The organism is Virgibacillus salexigens (assembly GCF_014905415.1).
GTDB classification, from domain to species: Bacteria; Bacillota; Bacilli; order Bacillales; family Amphibacillaceae; genus Virgibacillus; species Virgibacillus salexigens.
This window is the reverse complement of the sequence record NZ_BNEO01000003.1, coordinates 137,615-157,268: the sequence shown is the minus strand read 5'-3', so window position 1 is coordinate 157,268 and position 19,654 is coordinate 137,615. Positions and strand designations below refer to the sequence as shown.

Below are 19,654 nucleotides of genomic sequence, written 5' to 3'. Positions count from 1 at the left end.
ACGTTTTATAAAGTCAGGAGCGAGATATTTGTCTAATCAACAATCCTTAACACCCTTAAAGATGTTGTTGTTTGCCTTTCATGCTACAAACACCATTATCCTTAGTTATTTACCCTTGTATTTAAAATACAAAGGCTTAGACGGTAATGAAATTGGATACGTGTTAGCGGTTGGTCCACTTGCCGCGATTTTTGCACAGCCATTCTGGGGCTATATGAGTGATAAATATAAAACGGTAAAACGGGTCATCCAAGTCTGTATCATCGGCTTACTCATCACAAGCATTATTTTCTTCCAAATGGAAACCTTAATTGCAATTATTTTAATGGGGGCTATTTTTTATTTCTTCGTCACACCCATTGGTGCATTAGGAGATAGCCTTGCGCAACGAAGAGCGGATGAATTAGGTGTGTCCTTCGGAAAAATTCGTTGGTGGGGATCTGTCGGCTTTGCAACGTCATCCTTAATCATTGGTGAAATCCTTACTAGAGTTGGAATTCAGTATATGATTATTCCTTATTTATTCTTCGGAGCACTTGCATTACTTGTGACATTCCGACTCACTGACGTCAAAGTAGAGTCAGATCCAATTCAATTAAAGGATGTCAGTGCAATTGTTAAAAGTAAACCGTTTGTTATCTTTTTACTTTTTATTATGTTTTTAAGTATTACGCATCGTGCAAATGACAGTTTCATTGGATTATATATTGAACAACTTGGTGGGAGCGAAGGTTTAGTTGGTTCTGCATGGTTTGTAGGCGTTGTGACAGAGGCGATTGTATTCGCTAGTGCAGGGTTTTGGTTCAGAAAGTATCATCCACTTGTTTTTGTTATTATTGCAGGAGTACTTTACAGCATTCGGTGGTTTATCTATGGAGCTGCTGATAGCCCCTACCAGATTATTGGCTTACAATTCCTACATGGCTTAACATTTGGAGTATTTTATTTAGCGTCTTTTAACTATATTTCTCGATTGATTCCTAAGCTATTGCAATCTACGGGGCATCTTGTTTTCTTTGCAACTTTTTTTGGATTATCAGGTATAATTGGTTCATTGGTAGGAGGAGCACTCATTGATTCTTATGGTGGCGGCACACTTTACACTGGTATGGGAATCGTTTCTTCAATAGGAACCGTATTAATATTCATCTACCATATCCTCCCTTATGGAAAAGAAGCCTATGTTCATGACCAAGAAAGATAAACGAGAAAAAATCTGAACTACTATCCGAATAGAATGGATAATCGTTCAGATTCTTCTTTACCAAGACTATCTTGTTACTAACTTAGGAAGATAAAATATAAAATAAAGATAATAAATAAAGCATACATGACAGGGTGAATCTCTTTGCCTCTCCCTTTTAATAACATGGTGATTGGATAAAAGATAAACCCAATTGCGATCCCTGTTGCAATACTGTAGGTAAGCGGCATGGTTATAACAATCAAGAAAGCAGGTACTGCGATTTCAAAATGATTCCATTCAATATCTTTCAATGCAGAACACATGAGAACCCCAACAATGATCAAAGCTGGCGCCGTCACTTCGGCAGTTATAATATTTAGTAATGGCGAGAAAAATAATGCTAACAAGAAGAACAAGGCAGTTACAACAGATGTAAAGCCAGAACGCCCGCCAGCCCCAACACCTGCTGTTGATTCCACATAAGATGTTGTTGTTGACGTACCAAGGGAAGCCCCAACTACTGTTGCTGCTGAATCAGCAAATAACGCTCTATTCGCACGTGGTAACTTGTTATTTTTAATAAATCCTGCTTGATTAGCAACTGCAACAATCGTACCTGCTGTATCAAAGAAGTCAACGAATAAAAAGGTTAAAATGACAACAAGCATTTGTATGGTGAAGATATCTCCGAAATGAGCGAACGCTTGTCCAAACGTCGGAGCAAGACTTGGTACTTCCCCAACAATACCATTCATTCCAGATGGCGGATCAATTAATCCAACAATCATACCCGCAATTGCCGTCAAAATCATTCCATAAAAGATCCCACCACGAATACCGATCGCCATTAAGATAACCGATACTACGAGCCCAAATACCGAAAGCAGGACAGATGGCGATGTAATGTCCCCAAGTGCTAACAAGGTAGCATCATCCGCAACAATGATTCCGGAGTTCTGAAAACCGATAAATGCGATAAAAAATCCTATCCCTGCTCCTACAGCAAGTTTAAGGTTCGCTGGAATAGCATTAATAATTTTCTCGCGGAATCCAGTTAATGTGAGAATAACAAAGATTATCCCTGATGCCAGTACGCCAGCTAACGCTGTTTCCCAAGGAATTCCGTAACCTAATACGACCGTATAAGCAAAAAATGCATTTAATCCCATACCTGGTGCTAAAGCAATTGGATATCTTGCAATAACTCCCATAAATAACGTACCGACCGCTGCCGCAATAGCTGTTGCAGCAAATACAGCCTCTTGATCCATACGAGTAACGCCGTCCGGTAATTCTTCAATACCTACTAGCGCTAAAGTGGATGGGTTAACAAATAAAATATAAGCCATAGCTAGAAATGTGGTTAATCCAGCCATAAATTCAGTTCGATAGTTCGTACCTAATTCTTTAAAGCGAAAATACTTCTTCATTTTTCTTCCCCTTTCAAATAGCAGATATCCAGGCTTTCTTGCTATATAAATAACCTATCTTTCTGCATTTCCCAATAAAAAACATAGGACATAAAAAAACACCCTAAGGTTCTCCCCTAGAGTGTTCTTCTATGCAAAAAATATTAAAGGCCGTATTTGTCATATACAGAGAAAATCCCATGACATCCTTGACCTATCTATTTTTTGCGTAGTCAGACCATTTACGGTAGTCTGGTAGAAACTCTGGGCCATATCCCCAAAATTATACGCATTATTTTTTATTTATAGGATTATCATACGATTTTTTTCTACATAAGTCAATAAAACACGAACGTTGAATATTTTTTTATTGTTTTTGTTCGATTATTCCCACTCAATGGTTGCTGGTGGCTTAGAAGTAATATCATACACAACGCGGTTGATATGCTGTACATCATTAACCAGTCTTGTAGACACTCGTTCTAATACATCCCAAGGAATACGAGCCCAATCCGACGTCATGCCGTCAATGGAGGTAACAGCTCGAATACCAATCGTATAGTCATATGTTCTTGCATCGCCCATTACTCCCACACTTTTAATATTAGGGAGTACGGTGAAGTATTGCCAAATATCTCTTTCTAATCCAGCTTTAGCAATTTCTTCTCTTAGAATGGCATCCGATTCTCGAACAATTTCCAGTTTTTCTTCTGTTACTGCGCCCAATACACGAATAGCAAGTCCTGGACCAGGGAAAGGTTGTCTCCAGATGATATGATCAGGAATTCCCAGTTGGGAGCCTAACTCTCGGACTTCATCCTTAAAGAGGGTGTTTAATGGTTCAATCAATTGAAACTGCATATCTTCTGGAAGCCCGCCAACATTATGATGTGACTTTATCGTTTGAGCTGTTTCCGTTCCACTTTCAATAATATCTGTATACAGTGTTCCTTGTGCAAGGAAGTCGATATCTTTCAATTTCGCTGCTTCATCATCGAATACATAGATGAATTCATTTCCAATAATCTTACGTTTCTGCTCCGGATCATCGACCCCTTCAAGTTTTGAAAGAAAACGATCCTTTGCATCTACTTTGATAATATTCATATGGAAATCATCAGCAAACACTTTCATAACGTCATCGGCTTCATTTTTACGAAGCAGGCCATGATCAACGAAGATACATGTGAGTTGATCGCCAATTGCTTTATGAATTAAAGCAGCCACAACAGATGAATCAACACCACCACTTAATGCACATAAGACGTTACGATCGCCAACCTTTTGTTGGATTTTCTCTACTTCCATGTCAATGAAGTTCTCAATCGTCCAGTCCCCTGCACATTGACATACATCAAATACAAACTGTTTTAGTAAATGATTCCCGTATTCAGAATGGCGCACTTCTGGATGGTACTGTACTCCATAAAGGCCTTTTTCTGGAAGGCTCATTGCAGCAATTGGCGTAGATTGACTCGTTGCATCGATTTGGAAATTTGCCGGTTCCTGTATTACCTTATCTCCATGACTCATCCAAACCGTTTGCTGCTTCGGTGTACCTTTATATAAAATTGGATCTTCATTTAGGTCAATAAGCGCTTTTCCATATTCACGGCTTTTCGCTTTTTCTACTTTCCCACCATAATGAAGCGACATTAGCTGCATACCATAGCATATCCCTAAAACCGGAATACCTAAGTCAAAGATTTCTGGGTCACAACGAAAACTATTCTCATCATAGACACTATGTGGCCCACCTGAAAGAATAATTCCTTTTGGGTTCATTCGCTTTATATCTTCAGCAGTGAGCTTATGTGAATGCAATTCACTATATACACCAAGTTCTCTAATTCGACGAGTGATTAGTTGATTATATTGACTGCCAAAATCCAATACTAAAACCAATTCATTGTTGTTCATCTGCATAGCTCCTATCTATATTTAATCCGCCGCTTCGCCCATCATTGTTCTTTTAAAACAAAAACTGGATTCCTACCTTCTGCGATTAAGAGAACGAAATTCGCACTCTCTTAAATGCAAAAAGGCAGAAATCCAGATATACTGATCTTCTGCCTTCATAGTCAGAGCATTTACGGTGCTCCGGTAGAAACTTTCGACCCATATTATCGAGGATATACGAACGGCATGTCTGATTAATTTGTTGGATTATGTCCCTATTCTACTAACCAACGTTAGGAAGGTCAAGCCAATATCCGTTTAATTAAATTTTGCCATAATTGCGCAATCTCCGTTCTAGGAACTTCTCTGATTTCTTGGCGATATAATAGCTGCTCATAATGCTGCGTTAACTTTTTCATTTCATCTGTAGAATATTTTCGATCTATCTTAACAGCATACTCTCTTAAGGTCTCATCTGGCAATTTGCCATCCCCTCGATGTCGTAATAGTTTCATTACGTAATGATATGCTTCCTGATAGTTCTCCGCATTCCAATTAGCCATAAACTTTCTTTTTATTATTATTGTTTTCCACCTGAATCTGGTTCGATAACCAATAAATACCAACAACGCAAGGATAACAAGTAGGATAACGAGATATAACCAATGGAATGAGCTATTTCCCTCAGACGGTGAAGCCATTGCAGCCTCAGCTTCTTGATTTTCTTCTTCCTGTGAAGGTTGAGGAGTTTCTTCCGGTGTCTGTTGCTCATCTTGGTCTTGCTGGGCTAATACATCATCCTGTTCAGCACCTGTATCCGCCATGGAAGTTTGAAAATCGGAAAGATTAGAAAATCCTTGTGTGGGTTCAAATGGAACCCAGCCTATTTCAGGAAAGAAAACTTCTACCCATGAATGAGCATTTGCATTGGTAACCTCATATACATTATAGTCTGATGTCGAATCGATCTCTTCTCCGCCAGTAAATCCTTTAGCCCATCTAGCTGGAATGTCTATGGAGCGTAATAAAACCACCATAGCAGTCGAGTAATTATCACAATAACCTACTTTTGAATCAAATAAGAATTGATCGACATAATCCTGACCTTCCTTAGGTACGGGAACATCTGTTGTTTGATAAGTAAAACCGTTCGTTGAGAAATACTGCTCAATTGCTTTCACCTTATCATAAGCTGTTTCCTCTCCTGCCGTTATTTCTTTGGCTAATTCTTTTACACGTTCTGGTAAAGTCTCTGGCAACTGTGTATAGCTATCTAATGACTCTCTAATTGTTGGGGTTTCCCGTAACTTATCAATATTAAATGTGGGGTAATCATAATCAACGGTAAATGTATTCAAATCATTTATAACTTCAAACCCCTCATCACGCAGTTGTATTGCTTCCGAATTCAAGTCAACATATGCATTTCCTCTATGTGTCGAAATTTCTTTGAAACCATATGGATGCAAAATTTTATCAAACGACGTATTGCCTTGAAATTCAATGGTTGCTTCTAATTCTTCCGTATCCACCGTATTATCATACATTGGAGGAATTCTATTTGTTGGTACATAATTTGCCTCTGAGCTATTCATCCATCCTTTCCCTGTATAAACATCCTTCGTTTCTATTCTCCAATAATGGTTTTCCTCTGCTTTTGCCTGAAATACCGGTGTATAGTCTTGAACAAAAGAGCCACCTAATCTCGTATCATCCTCACCATAACCAACCTTTTGCACAACCGATCCTTCTCCTGCAATACTAGCATTTTCTGCTGAACTTTGAATAAACGGGACTGGATCCGGCCATTGTGGATCATATTTTGGAGCTGCAAATCCTATAGCAGAAGAAAAGGCAACTATCGCAACGATAGGAATCATCCACGCAGCAGATTTTTTCATCCATGGAAACGAAATAGCTTCACGATCCATTTCTTTACTAAAATTCGCAACTCCTAACGCAATAAACGATATAATAAACGCTCGAATAATCGCCAAAGCTCCATTATATACGGTAAACGTATCTAAGATGGCCAAATACACGAATGTAAGCAAGACAAATAACAAAATCTTCTTCATGACAACAAACCAGTAATGCAGAAGATAGCTCATAAGCCAAATGAGTAATAAAAATAAAACACTACGAAACATTGGAGTTAATTGATACCAAGCTTGTGATAATACGGCATCCATATTAAAACCAATATCAAGAAATAGCTGCTCCATCCAAATAGGACTTAAAAAAGTTGTCTCAAAAAATAAATGATTTACAATAAATAGAAGCGCGACACCTTTTAGAATAAACGATAGCCACCACTTTATTTGAAAAAGTGAAATAACAAAACAGAAAGCACTGTAAATAACAAATACAGTTAAATTATGCGTATCCGTAACCTGCTCCAAAGGATACAACCATTCTAAAAAAAGGATGTATCCACAAATATACAATAAAGAAGTGAAAAAAATCGGTCTACTTTGTTCATATTTCATCATATTCCTTTCACCTCTAATTGATTTTGTATTAGATGTTGTTCTGTCAATATATGGATATGAATACCTTCAAACTGCAACTGATGAATGAAAAGACGATTTTTCTCACGATGCTTGGCTGATTGAATTAAAATAAGTACAATACGTTTCGTTCGTTGATCCATCTTCTTCACGATTTCAATAAACGCAACATCGATATGACTCGTTACTAAGATGATTACATTTCCAGCTCCTGCTTTGGCAAATTCACTTTCAACACGAATCGAAAAAGGCTTAATCCCATCTGGCTGAATACGTGTTAAATGATTTTTCACCATATCTAACTTGACTGGGTCATGATGTACAGGAAAATATACTGTTTTCTCTCCAATAGTTACTAAACCAACTTGACTAGCTTGTTTTTTCAACCCCTCCATTAGGGAAAGGACCACTTCCACCATCGCTTCATAGACGACATAATTCGTTTCTGGGTAAATGCCATTATCTAACATGAGCAGAATGTCCGTACTTTTTTCTTGTTCAAATTCTTTGGTCATCACCGTATTTTTTTTAGCTGTCTGTTTCCAATCGATCCACGAAAAACGATCTCCAGGCATGTATTCCCGAATTCCGGTCGCAACATTGGAATTATTTAATTGAAATGCTGAAGTCGAAGCAGTACCTTGTTGGAAGCTGCTAATTTGTTCCTTCATTACAATCGGCCTGGCATTAGGATAAGCTATAATTACATCAGTTACGTGAAAAGTATATTCTTTTTTAACTAATCCAAAAAAATCTCCCGTCCGTATTCGAACCGTTTGTAAGAGATGTTCACCCCTAGGCAATTGTTCAAGCCGATAGGTCATCGTGAATGTTCGCTTCCATAACGGAAAGAACACCTTTTTTAAATTTCGATTCGTGTATAGTTCACCTGGATCATCCATCAATGAATATTTTTGATGCTTGGTATCTATCTTTCTTAACGTTTCTGGTACCACCTCTTCACAGATACAATAGTACAAAGGAAATGGTAATTTTCGTTTTATCACTAATTTCACGTCTATACCATCACCAGCTCTAATTACATAATGAGATAATTGTCTTGAAACCTTCCATGTTTTCATGCTATGCAATAAAAATCCCAATTCATATAAAAAAATAGGTAGAAAACTAAAAAATAGAAACCAGCTGACAAATCCACCTTGAAACATTGCATACGAAAATAAAAGTAAAAAAAAGGAGACGACTACTATACCACTGGCTATTACACGGAACCTAGACGTCATGATTGGAATTCCTTTCGAATCGGTACATGCGTATGTTTAATAATAGAGGCAATTACATCACCTGTAGACATACCTTCATATTTTGCTTCAGAATGAAGAATAAGCCGGTGAGATAATACAAATGGCGCTAGATACTTAACATCGTCAGGTAATACATAATCCCGTTCCATAATATACGCATACGCCTTCGCAGCTTTCATTAAAGCGATTGACCCTCTTGGGCTTACTCCTAAATAGACCGCTGGATTTGATCTTGTACTAGCAATTAAATTGATGATATACTGTTGCACATTTGTATCAATATAGACAGCTTTCACTTCTTCCTGAATTACTATTAGTTCATCTTTACTTATAACAGCATCAATGGTTTCGATTGGATGATCTCCAGAAGTACGTTCCAGCATTTCAAGTTCTTCAGCAAACGTTGGGTAGCCCATCTTTAATTTCAAAATAAATCGGTCTAATTGTGCTTCCGGCAATGGATAGGTACCTTCATATTCAATCGGATTTTGTGTGGCCATCACAAAGAACGGATTTGCTAAAGAGAGTGTCCTCCCATCTACTGTCACGTTTTTTTCTTCCATTGACTCTAATAAGGAAGATTGTGTTTTTGGAGAGGTTCGATTTATTTCATCCGCTAGAATAATATTTCCTAATATAGGCCCTCCCCGAAACTCAAATTCCAGCGTTTTTGGGTTATATATGGAAACACCTGTTACATCAGAAGGTAGTAAATCTGGTGTGAATTGGATGCGGCGGAAATCACAATCTAGTGATTTGGCTAACGTTTTTACTAACATCGTTTTTCCAACACCCGGCACATCCTCTAAAAGCACATGTCCTTTTGCTAATAGAGCAACAAGACTTAAAACCGCTGCATGTTCTTTCCCAATCATTACTTTATTAATATTATGGATGACATTACTTATTTTTGGATTGTAAACCTTTGTACCTTCCATATACGAACCCCTCTCAACAAACAAATTTAAAACTATGTAAATTTTCAATTATTTTTCAGTTCATATCTACCTATTATAGCTATATACTATATACTATACTAAAAAAGACCTACTAGTGAAAGGCAGACATCATGTCTAATCGTTACCTAGCATGATCAAATCGATAGATTTTTATACTACTAGTCTGTAAATAAACATAAAAAAACACCTATGGCCCACAGGTATTTATAGACACTTATAATTGGACTAACACAACTATCCTTTTTCTCTATACACATAGACACGCTTAATTCTACTCATTAAGCTAGCTAATACTTCATCTATATTACTGTTAATCCAAGTTGCGATATCTCTTGCAGTAATTGTTTGGTTTTCTTGATCGCCGATAATAACCGCTTCAGCTCCTTCCTCTACATGGGGGATATCTGTTAAATTAACAAATGTTTGATCTAAAGAAATGGTACCGATTATTTCTGACTTCTTTCCTTCTACCAACACAAAGCCATTATTCGATAGTAACCGTTTAAAGCCGTCTCCGTGTCCAATAGGCAGTATGCCGATACGTTCCTCTTTTTTTGTTACATATTCTCCCCCGTAGCCAACCTTAGATTGTGGTGGTAGACTTCGAATATGAATGACTTTTGTTTTTAAGGTCATGACCCTTTTCAAATGAATATCATTCACTTGTCTTTCATCTGGATGATACCCATAGAGTGCGATACCTGGACGTACCATATCCAAATGCAAATCCTTTCTTTCAAGTGCAATAGTGGATGCGCCAACATGTTTGATCGGAAATTCAAAATCATTGGCCTTTAGTATTTGTACTACATCTTTAAATAAATCATATTGATCGTTTGTAGTTTTCCAGTCCCCCTCATCCGCATTAGAAAAATGGGTATATATCCCTTCCCAGTATAGCCCTTCTAACTGGTAACATGACCTGCAAAATGAAAGCACGTCACTTGGTTCAACACCAAATCGTTGTAATCCAGTATTTAACTTTAAATGAACGGCCATAACCTTTCCGTGTTGAACAGCAACTTCACTAATTGCATGGGCAGCTGCTTTGGAACTAATTGTTGCCGTTAAATGGTAATAAACAACATCTTCTGCTTGAGAAGGGGTAATTGGCGGGAGAATATGAATAGGAACAGGGATGCCACATTGCCTGAGTATAACACCTTCCTCTAAGCTCGTAACTCCCAACCTATCCACCCCTGCTTTCACCGCTTGTTGAGCAATTGGAACAATTCCATGTCCATATGCATTTGTTTTAACAACTGCCATCATCATCGCATTTGCCAATCTTGTTTTTACTTCACGGACATTATGATGAAATGCGGATAGATTGATTTCAGCTATGGTATTACTCTCTACTAACATATTCGCATACTGGAACATGAATAAACCTCCTCATGTTTCACTTCATTTACGAGATACGCAATGCTTGAAGAGATGAATGAAAGGCTTGAATAATTTTCTTCGTAGTTTCTCCGGGAATTTCGGAACCAATGGGCTGGTTATCTACCTGAATAATGGGAACAATATCTAATTTAGTAGCCGTAATAAACAATTCATCTGCTGCTAATAAATCATGTATTGTAAAAGCTTCTTCTTGCACAGTTATTTGTAGCTTATCACATAATTCCAATACTTTCTGGCGTGTTATCCCATTTAATATATAATTATTTGCAGGATGGGTGAAAACCTTTCCGTCTTTAACCATAAAGACATTAGATGCGCTTGCCTCGGTAATCACATCACCTCGATGAAGAATAGCTTCTACTGCATTGTTTTCTACTGCTTTTTGCTTCGCTATTACATTTGGTAATAAGTTCAGCGTTTTAATATCGCACCGGAGCCAACGGATATCTTCTGTCAATACGGCTGACGCTCCATTCTTGCTAGCTTCATCTAAGGTTTCTTCTATTTTGGTATAGGCAATAAGTATAGGTGTTACTGACTCGTGAGGAAAATGATGCCATCTTTCAGCTTCACCCCTCGTAATTTGTAAATAAACCACCCCGTCTGTTAATTCATTTAGAGACACAAGTTCCACTAATTTTTCTTTTAACTCCGTTAATTCATATGGTAAAGATAACTGAATTTCCTTTGCACTTCGTTTTAATCGCTGTAAGTGTTCATCCAATAAAAAGAAAGCCTCATCATAAACTCCAATAACTTCATAAATTCCATCACCAAATTGGTATCCTCTGTCTTCAATATCAATTAGTTTACTTCTTTCGACAAACTGTTGATTATATAAGACTTTACCCATGAACGTTCCCCCTAACCAAATTTATCCTTCATAAGCTTTAAAATAGTCGATGTATCTACACTACTTCCACTAATTACAATAACCACATGATTACCTAGATGTACTTGCTGATGAAGGATGGCACCAATGCCTGAAGCGGCTGCCCCCTCAATAATAACGCGATGCTTATCAAGCATATATGTCATCCCATCTGCAAATAATTGCTCATCTAATACTTTGATTTCATCAACATAAGCTTGAACAAGAGAAAATGTATACTGATTATTTTTACCAATTCCTCCAAGCAGGCTATCCGCTAATGTATCCTTTTCTTGAAGCTCAATTGGATAACCAGCTTGTAAACTCTCATACATCGTAGCTCCTCGTGCAGTAGATAAACCTATTAATCTTAGATCTGGATGCATTGTTTTCAATGTTACCCCAAGACCTGAATGCAATCCGCCCCCTGATAAACCTGCTAGAACAGTATCAACCTCAGGTAAATCATATAAGATCTCTAACCCCATGGTCCCATATCCAGCAATCACTTTCGGATCATCAAATGGATGTATAACAGAAAGACCGTGTTTCTGTTCTAATTCACGACTATATCGCTCAGCATCATCTTGAGATGAACCAATGACCTTTATTTCTGCACCCGTAGCTTCCAATACATTAACCTTAGCTTGTGGGACTCGATTTGATATGCAAATAACAGCTTTGATGCCCAGTTGCTTTGCAACATATCCAACACTAATTCCAAAATTACCCGTGGAAAAAGTTGTAATGCCTCTAGAGCGTTGTTCAGGCGACAGACTTAATATCTTATTTGCCGCACCTCTAATTTTAAATGAATGGGTTGTATTCCAATTTTCCATTTTCAAATGAACAGATTTGTTTGTTAAAGCAGATAGATTTTCTGAATAAATCAGAGGTGTTGGCTGGGTAATTGCAGAAATCCGTTTTCGCGCCTGCCAAATTTCCCTAAAAAGAACGGATTCCATCAAACACCACTCCTCTCTTTATCCCGGTTTAGCTATTCCTTAATAGCTTATCTTCTACATATTTGATATGCTTCTCCACTTGTTTTTGTACGATTGCAGCATCCCTTTGAAGTAAAGCTTCATATAAAGCTTTATGCTCCTTATAATAGGATTGAGGACTAGAATAATATTGATCTAAATGTGCCATATATACTCTAATTTGAACGGCAATGGATTCATATATTTTAATAATTCGAGAATTCCCACATCTATTAATTACATATTGGTGAAATTGTAAGTCTAGACCAAACAATTGGTCCCAATTTCCATTGTTTGCTTGTATTTCCATTTCGTCGATAATAGCAGACAATTCAATGAAATGCTTTTTATCCAGGTGATCTAAAGCTTTTATAAAAGCTTTTGTTTCAATCATCAAACGTAATTCCGTCATTTCATCTAAATCCACATTCGTAAATTTGGAAACGAACGTCCCTTTTCTATTCTTATTCATTACTAATTCTTCTTGCTCTAAAATTTTCAAAGCCTCTCGTATTGTGCTGCGGCTCACATCAAAACGCTCAGCAATGTCGGCTTCAATCAAACGTTCGCCAAATTCAATCTTTCGAATCAGGATATCCTTTTTTAATTGTTCTGCGATTAATTCTCCTAAAGATTTCTTTAACAATACGCCATTTTCATCCATGAATATAACCCCTTTGTAAAGCGCTACTAAGATTTTGTCGACTGTCGACTTCTAACTATAGGTTCATTCTAGAAGGTAATATTTTTATTGTCAATGAAATATGAATTATCAAATATTTCTATTCGCAGCTTGACTTCTTCCTATTATCAGTCTATGTTGAAAATACATTTTTATGGATAAGGAATATAGATTGGGGGAAACCTTTGATGAACATTCTGGCCTTTCAGCGTGTTGAAAAACCGGTACTTGACCAGTTAAAACAAAATCATACCGTCCGTTTCTTTAAAAACGTGGACACAACAAAAGATCCTGAATTTCTAAGCTTTCTAAACAAAACTGATGGGATTATTGGACTTGACCTAAATGTTGACCAACCATTAATTAACCAAGCACCAAATTTAAAAATTGTCAGCAATGTCTCGGTTGGTTACAACAATTTAGACATAGAAACCTTAACCAAAAGAAATATAATGGCAACAAATACACCTGGTATTTTAACGGATACCGTTGCTGATATGGTGTTTGGGTTGATTCTATCCACCGCAAGAAGACTTCCTGAGCTTGATCACTATGTAAAATCTGGCAATTGGATAGAATCATTAGACAGCACCCATTATGGAACCGATGTACATCATAAAACGGTTGGTATTATAGGCATGGGAAGAATCGGCCTTGCCATTGCCCAAAGAGCACATCATGGCTTCGATATGAAGGTTATTTATCATAGTCGAACAAAAAAACCAGAAGCTGAGGAAAGATTTCAAGCAAGATATGCTAGCCTCGACGAATTATTAAGGGAATCTGATTTTGTTTGTTTAATAACCCCATTAACGAAGGAAACAGAACGATTAATTGGCAAACGAGAGTTTAGCTTAATGAAAAATTCAGCAATCTTTATTAATGGGTCACGTGGAAGAACTGTCGTAGAAGAAGATCTCATTCAAGCTTTAAATCATAAAGAAATAGCGGGTGCTGGACTGGATGTATTTGAAAATGAGCCCATTCAGTTGGATAATCCATTACTACAGATGAAAAATGTGGTTACACTCCCACATATCGGATCTTCTACACTTGAAACAGAACTTGCTATGTCAACACTAGCTGCCAAAAACTTACAAACAGGTTTAGAGGGAAAAAAACCACCTAACTTAATTAATTCTGCTGTTTGGGATAACAAGTAACTAAATTCGGAGGATAAAGGCAGATGAATCAAGTTCTGCCTTTATCCTTTTTGAGCAACTTTACCCAATTTGTGCCTATTGTTATGACCTCTATTAAGCTTTTCCTTAATTGTTATTCATGCTAACCGGATATTTGGCTTAACTAGTAATTCTCGTGGAAATTCAGCCAATACCTCACAACCCTTTTCAGTTACACGGAAAGATTCACTTATTTCCACTCCCATATGATCAAGCCAGATCCCAGGTATCATATGAAAAGTCATATTCTCTTGTAACACTGTTTTATCACCCGCTCTTAAGCTAGCTGTATGTTCTCCCCAATCAGGCGGATAATTTAATCCCATGGAATACCCTAACCTGGAATCTTTTTTAATGCCACTTCTTTCAACTGTTTTTCTCCACACCGCTTCAACTTCTTCACAAGTAATCCCTGGCTTAATTGCATCTAGCGTATAATTAATTCCTTCTACAACGACATCAGCAATATATTGGATATTCTCATCAGGTATACCTAGAAAAATGGTTCTCGCAAGTGGCGAATGGTATCGTTTATAACAGCCAGATAGTTCAATAATTACAGGATCTCCTTGGACAAACGGATCATCTGTCCAAGTTAAATGACATGCAGATGTTTTATCCCCTGTCGGTAACAAGGGAACAATCGCTGGATAATCTCCACCAAAATTATCTGTTCCCCGAATCTGTGCATGGGCAATTGCAGCAGCAGCATCTGATTGTTTTACACCGGGTTCAATCGATTCAAATGCTGCTGTCATCGCGCCCTCCGCAATTTTGGCAGCATTCTTAATAAACGCAATCTCTTGTTCAGATTTTATAATCCTTATCCAGTTTACTAAATTCGTGCCGTCTTTAAAGATGGCGTTGGGCAAATTATCTTTCAATTTAATAAAATTTTGTGCAGTGAAATAATAAGCATCGAATTCAGCGGCTATGGTTTGATTATCATATTTTTTTGCTTTTATAAAGTCACTAACAAACTCCATAGGGTGCTTATCGGATGATTGTATATAATCATCTGTATATGGGTAGATATGATCCTTATCCAACCATGATGTATGCATAGCAGCACTTGCATCCTGTCCCCTACCTATCCAATATGGTTGATCCTCATCTAAGAAGACAATGAGCACCTGATGTACATAAAAGGACCAAGCATCATATCCACTTAAATAATTCATATTCGCAGGATCAGTAATAAGCAAAACGTCGATACCCTCTTTTGCCATACGGTGTTTTGTTTTTACCAACCTATCATAAAATTCTGAAACAGAAAAAAACACCATACAAACCCCTCCATTCATAGGTTGAAATTGTACCTTCACTTACATTCACCCATCAATTTAAACAATGAATCAATACAAAGCATAATTCGATATAAAAAAGCACTAACTCCCTTTTCTCCAATTAGATATAGATACGAATCATACTACTATTAATGTATGGAGGAAGTGATTAGTGCTTCAATTATTCATCGTCGATTGTCGGCATTAAAATAACTATATTTCACTTGAAGATGAAAGTAAATAACTTCGTAATATAATCTAACATGTTTAATCGTATTATATGTTCGACAACAAAAAAAGATGAAATAATCAGTCAAAATGGGCATAATCGTAATTTTACTGATTATTTCCTATAGTATATCAACCATTAAGGTAAGGCGTCTAGATTATTTTTACTTTTTTCTAAATATATTGACTTGTCAAATAAAATGTGTTTCTATAATTAGTAACTGATCTGTTTTGTCGACAAACGACATACTTTCTAGGTGAATAAGCAGATATTGTTCATGAACATCCATTATTGCACATAAACTCATCGAAGATAGGAATTCAAGAAATAATCGCTCATATGGGAAAGGAGATTTTATATGGATACTAAAGTGGAGAAGAAAGCGCTACTTGAAAAAGATGAGAAATACCTTTGGCATGCCATGAAAAAATATAACCCTGAAGGTACCATGATTAGTACACATGCAGATGGTGTGTGGGTAACGGATATTGAAGGGAATAAATATTTAGATGCACAAGCTGGCTTATGGTGCGTAAATGTTGGTTATGGCAGAGATGAGTTAGCTGATGTATGTGCGGAGCAATTAAAGCAAATGCCCTATTACCCTTTAACTCAAAGTCACATTCCAGGTATACAGCTAAGCGAAAAACTTAATCAATGGTTAGAAGATGATTATGTTATTTTTTATTCAAATAGCGGTTCAGAGGCAAATGAGACAGCGTTTAAAATTGCGAGGCAATATTACCAACAGGCAAACCAACCGAATCGTTATAAGTTTGTCTCACGTTATCGTTCCTATCATGGTAGTTCATTAGCAACGCTAGCTGCCGGGGGCCAAAATCAAAGAGCTTATAAATATGAACCACTAGCATCAGGGTTTGTACACATTTCTCCACCAGACTGTTATCGAAGCCCCTTCCCACAAGACACTATGGCATGTTGTCTGCATGCAGCTGATGAACTAGATCGCACTCTGACTTGGGAAATTAGTGATACGGTTGCAGGATTTATTATGGAGCCAATTATCACAGGCGGTGGTGTACTTGTCCCACATGATAATTATATGAAACGTGTACGGGAAATTTGTGATAAACATGGTGTCTTATTAATTGCAGATGAAGTTATTAACGGTTTCGGCAGGACTGGAAAACCCTTTGGATTTATGCATTATGATGTCAAACCAGATATCATTACAATGGCTAAGGGATTAACTAGTGGATATATGCCGTTAGCAGCTACTGCTGTAAAACGGGAAATTTACGAAGAATTTACAGCATCAGCAACTCCCTACGACCACTTTCGTCATGTAAATACATTTGGTGGTAGTCCGGCAGCCTGCGCAGTAGCAATCAGAAACTTAGAAATTATGGAAGAAGAACAACTGATTTCTAATTCCAAACAACTAGGAGTATATTTGTTGGAAGAATTACAAGATCTGCTTCAGCATCCACGTGTAGGAGATATACGAGGAAAAGGGTTATTAGCAGGAATTGAACTAGTCAAAGATAAACAAACAAAAGAGCCGATTGAAGAGAAGTTGGCTGCTAAAGTCGTAAACGAGTGTAAGCAAAAAGGAGTTATCATTGGCAAAACCAGCGATACGGTTGATGGTTATAATAATATTATTACGATGTCACCCCCGCTCTCGATTACTAAAGCTGAAATAAGTCATTTAACATCGGTTCTAAAAGAAGCAATTATAAAACTATAAGAAAAATCAAGAAGTGCCATTGGTCTAACAAAGACTCTCCTTCACCTAACTCACCTTGGGTAGGTGAAGGAAAACCTTCGTCATGTTCTGGCAGGCAGCCGTATGTAATGCTTGTTCGCGGAGTTTTCAGTGATAAGGAAGAAATGGCTGTAGTGGTCAATCTTCCGGAGTAAGTGGTCTTCAGGAACAAGTTCTTCAATCGTCATCATTTCCAATTCATTTTGTCGGTCTTTTCTTGATTGAAACAAAATCATCACCGCCTTTAGGAATTCTACCTTAAGAATAGTAAAAGAAAAAAATGGAATTACAGCAAAAAAGCATCATCCGAGCGGATGATGCTTTTTTCTTATTCATATAGGATTGGAGCTCCAGGACCAAGTTCGATTCCTAATAACATCCATACAATTAGCATGATTGTCCAGCCAACTAAGAAGAACATCGAATAAGGGATCATCGTTGATACAAGCGTTCCTATTCCCATTTTTTTATCGTATTTCTGTGCAAAGGCAATAATAATCGCAAAATATGTCATTAATGGAGATATAATATTTGTTGAAGAATCTGCAATACGATATGCCATTTGAGTTAATTCCGGAGAGTATCCTAATTGCATCATTATTGGTACAAAGACTGGCGCCATCATAGCCCATTTCGCTGAAGCACTTCCAATAAATATATTGATAAATGCAGCGATAATAATAAATACAAGAACTAATGGAATACCTGTTAGGTTAATACTTTGCAAGAACTCTGCACCATAAACTCCTAACACTAAGCCCATATTTGATTCATTAAAGTAAGCCACAAATTGACCGGCTGTAAATGCTAGTACAATAAACATCCCCATGGATGCCATGGTATCTGATAATTGATTAGCTACATCCTTATCATTTTTAATAGCTTTCGTAACCATTCCATATGCTAGTCCTGGGATAAAGAATAGAATAGCGATAATTGGTACTAATGAATCCATAAATGGTGAGTCAATGATCGGTTGATCACCAGTACCACGCATTGGTGCACCTTCAGGTAAGATTAACAATGCGGCCAAAATAAGCCCAACAACTACAGAAATACCTGACCAAATTAAGCCTTTCTTCTCTATAGCCGTTAAATTCTCAACTTTTTCACGGTATTCCCCTTTATATTCACCTAATCGAGGCTCTACTATTTTCTCAGTCACCCATGTACCAATTAACGTCAAGATAAAGACAGAGACAATAATAAACCAATAGTTCATCGCAATGCTCATACCTTCAGCATAAGCAGGATCGATGACAGCAGCTCCTGCTATTGTCAATTCTCCCAATAATGCATCAGTACCAGAAAGTAATAAGTTTGCACTAAATCCACCCGAAACACCTGCAAATGCAGCTGCTAGACCAGCTAAGGGGTGACGGCCGACTGCTGCGAATAATAAGGCCCCAAGTGGAGGTAACACAACATATCCTGCATCAGAAGCTACACTGGACATAATCCCAGCAAATACTAACCCTAACGTAATAAAACGTTTTGGTACGGATAATACGAAACCTCTTAAAAGGGCACTAATTAATCCCGAACGTTCTGCTATCCCGATACCAAGCATCGTAACAAGAACTACTCCTAAAGGAGCAAATCCGATAAAGTTATCTGTCATGCTAGAAAATATATATTGGATCCCCTCGGCATTTAATAAGTTTTTAATTTCAACCATTTCTCCCTCTTCACCTGGATGTTCAACACTGATTCCAAGTTGTGAGAGACCTGCAGATAATAGCAATACAATTAATGCTAATATTGCGAATAATGTGACGGGATGTGGTAATTTATTTCCAACTACTTCAATCCCATCCAATGATCTTTGGAATAGACCTTTTTTCTTCCCCATGTATCTTTCTCCTTCCTTGTTGTATCAAATGAGTAATATTCTGAAAATAATGCTAAATTGTAAGCGCATGTCACTCATTATATAATGCTTATCCATTTATGGAAATAGAAAGTAAATAAGTAAAAATAATGATATTTTTCTTAAGATTTATCCTAGTTAAAAAATAATATTGATTTTTTTAACAGATAAAAGGCGAGAATTTGCTG

At 37.2% G+C, this 19,654-nt stretch carries 14 protein-coding genes and 2 riboswitches; of the genes, 3 read left to right on the top strand and 11 right to left on the bottom strand.

The window, feature by feature from the left end; translation table 11 throughout:
- Positions 1-28: 28 nt before the first annotated feature.
- Positions 29-1,204 (top strand): MFS transporter, encoded by a 1,176-nt coding sequence (locus JKP73_RS14775; RefSeq protein ID WP_021290769.1) that lies wholly within the window; start codon positions 29-31, stop codon positions 1,202-1,204.
- Positions 1,205-1,281: 77 nt separating this feature from the next.
- Here the strand turns inward: JKP73_RS14775 and JKP73_RS14770 are convergent, their stop codons facing one another.
- From JKP73_RS14770 to JKP73_RS14730, 9 genes are all read right to left on the bottom strand, one after another.
- A complete protein-coding gene (locus JKP73_RS14770) occupies positions 1,282-2,616 on the bottom strand; it encodes an NCS2 family permease (RefSeq protein WP_021290770.1) in 1,335 nt (444 codons plus the stop codon).
- 189 nt (positions 2,617-2,805) lie between these two features.
- Positions 2,806-2,906: riboswitch (purine riboswitch) on the bottom strand.
- Between the two features lie 73 nt (positions 2,907-2,979).
- On the bottom strand, positions 2,980-4,515 hold the full coding sequence (guaA, locus tag JKP73_RS14765) for a glutamine-hydrolyzing GMP synthase (RefSeq protein ID WP_160807460.1): 1,536 nt from the start codon (positions 4,513-4,515) through the stop codon (positions 2,980-2,982).
- A gap of 138 nt (positions 4,516-4,653) precedes the next feature.
- Positions 4,654-4,755: riboswitch (purine riboswitch) on the bottom strand.
- A 41-nt stretch (positions 4,756-4,796) separates the two neighbouring features.
- Positions 4,797-6,986 (bottom strand): DUF4129 domain-containing transglutaminase family protein, encoded by a 2,190-nt coding sequence (locus JKP73_RS14760; protein ID WP_160807461.1) that lies wholly within the window; start codon positions 6,984-6,986, stop codon positions 4,797-4,799.
- The gene (locus tag JKP73_RS14755) at positions 6,983-8,086 is read right to left on the bottom strand and encodes a DUF58 domain-containing protein (RefSeq protein ID WP_234447120.1); all 1,104 of its coding nucleotides are present in this window, start codon (positions 8,084-8,086) and stop codon (positions 6,983-6,985) included. The genes JKP73_RS14760 and JKP73_RS14755 overlap by 4 nt, the downstream gene beginning before the upstream one ends.
- A gap of 158 nt (positions 8,087-8,244) precedes the next feature.
- The gene (locus JKP73_RS14750) at positions 8,245-9,207 is read right to left on the bottom strand and encodes an AAA family ATPase (RefSeq protein WP_038246424.1); all 963 of its coding nucleotides are present in this window, start codon (positions 9,205-9,207) and stop codon (positions 8,245-8,247) included.
- A 255-nt stretch (positions 9,208-9,462) separates the two neighbouring features.
- Positions 9,463-10,611, bottom strand: a complete 1,149-nt coding sequence (gene alr, locus JKP73_RS14745) for an alanine racemase (RefSeq protein ID WP_021290775.1) — start codon at positions 10,609-10,611, stop codon at positions 9,463-9,465.
- Between the two features lie 28 nt (positions 10,612-10,639).
- Positions 10,640-11,488 (bottom strand): D-amino-acid transaminase, encoded by an 849-nt coding sequence (gene dat, locus JKP73_RS14740; protein ID WP_200411513.1) that lies wholly within the window; start codon positions 11,486-11,488, stop codon positions 10,640-10,642.
- 11 nt (positions 11,489-11,499) lie between these two features.
- Positions 11,500-12,471 carry a pyridoxal-phosphate dependent enzyme gene (locus JKP73_RS14735; protein ID WP_021290777.1) on the bottom strand — a complete coding sequence of 324 codons (972 nt, stop codon included), beginning with the start codon at positions 12,469-12,471 and terminating at the stop codon, positions 11,500-11,502.
- Positions 12,472-12,499: 28 nt separating this feature from the next.
- On the bottom strand, positions 12,500-13,153 hold the full coding sequence (locus tag JKP73_RS14730; protein ID WP_200411512.1) for a GntR family transcriptional regulator: 654 nt from the start codon (positions 13,151-13,153) through the stop codon (positions 12,500-12,502).
- A 206-nt stretch (positions 13,154-13,359) separates the two neighbouring features.
- Between JKP73_RS14730 and JKP73_RS14725 the strand changes: the two genes are divergently transcribed.
- The gene (locus tag JKP73_RS14725; protein ID WP_038246417.1) at positions 13,360-14,334 is read left to right on the top strand and encodes a 2-hydroxyacid dehydrogenase; all 975 of its coding nucleotides are present in this window, start codon (positions 13,360-13,362) and stop codon (positions 14,332-14,334) included.
- A gap of 116 nt (positions 14,335-14,450) precedes the next feature.
- Here JKP73_RS14725 and JKP73_RS14720 read toward each other — a convergent pair whose 3' ends face one another.
- Positions 14,451-15,638: a M24 family metallopeptidase gene (locus JKP73_RS14720; RefSeq protein WP_021290780.1), complete on the bottom strand. Its 1,188-nt coding sequence runs from the start codon at positions 15,636-15,638 to the stop codon at positions 14,451-14,453.
- 587 nt (positions 15,639-16,225) lie between these two features.
- Here JKP73_RS14720 and JKP73_RS14715 point away from each other — a divergent pair.
- Positions 16,226-17,578, top strand: coding sequence for an aspartate aminotransferase family protein (locus JKP73_RS14715; protein ID WP_200411511.1), 1,353 nt, complete (start codon positions 16,226-16,228; stop codon positions 17,576-17,578).
- A 346-nt stretch (positions 17,579-17,924) separates the two neighbouring features.
- Here the strand turns inward: JKP73_RS14715 and JKP73_RS14710 are convergent, their stop codons facing one another.
- Positions 17,925-19,448, bottom strand: coding sequence for an AbgT family transporter (locus JKP73_RS14710; RefSeq protein WP_021290782.1), 1,524 nt, complete (start codon positions 19,446-19,448; stop codon positions 17,925-17,927).
- Between the last annotated feature and the right edge of the window lie 206 nt (positions 19,449-19,654).

Coding starts and splice junctions, on each gene's coding strand:
- JKP73_RS14770 (WP_021290770.1), bottom strand. CDS start 2,616: ATGAAGAAGTATTTTCGCTTTAAAGAATTAGGTACGAACTATCGAACT.
- guaA (WP_160807460.1), bottom strand. CDS start 4,515: ATGAACAACAATGAATTGGTTTTAGTATTGGATTTTGGCAGTCAATAT.
- JKP73_RS14760 (WP_160807461.1), bottom strand. CDS start 6,986: ATGATGAAATATGAACAAAGTAGACCGATTTTTTTCACTTCTTTATTG.
- JKP73_RS14755 (WP_234447120.1), bottom strand. CDS start 8,086: ATGAAAACATGGAAGGTTTCAAGACAATTATCTCATTATGTAATTAGA.
- JKP73_RS14750 (WP_038246424.1), bottom strand. CDS start 9,207: ATGGAAGGTACAAAGGTTTACAATCCAAAAATAAGTAATGTCATCCAT.
- alr (WP_021290775.1), bottom strand. CDS start 10,611: ATGTTCCAGTATGCGAATATGTTAGTAGAGAGTAATACCATAGCTGAA.
- dat (WP_200411513.1), bottom strand. CDS start 11,488: ATGGGTAAAGTCTTATATAATCAACAGTTTGTCGAAAGAAGTAAACTA.
- JKP73_RS14735 (WP_021290777.1), bottom strand. CDS start 12,471: ATGGAATCCGTTCTTTTTAGGGAAATTTGGCAGGCGCGAAAACGGATT.
- JKP73_RS14730 (WP_200411512.1), bottom strand. CDS start 13,153: ATGGATGAAAATGGCGTATTGTTAAAGAAATCTTTAGGAGAATTAATC.
- JKP73_RS14725 (WP_038246417.1), top strand. CDS start 13,360: ATGAACATTCTGGCCTTTCAGCGTGTTGAAAAACCGGTACTTGACCAG.
- JKP73_RS14720 (WP_021290780.1), bottom strand. CDS start 15,638: ATGGTGTTTTTTTCTGTTTCAGAATTTTATGATAGGTTGGTAAAAACA.
- JKP73_RS14715 (WP_200411511.1), top strand. CDS start 16,226: ATGGATACTAAAGTGGAGAAGAAAGCGCTACTTGAAAAAGATGAGAAA.
- JKP73_RS14710 (WP_021290782.1), bottom strand. CDS start 19,448: ATGGGGAAGAAAAAAGGTCTATTCCAAAGATCATTGGATGGGATTGAA.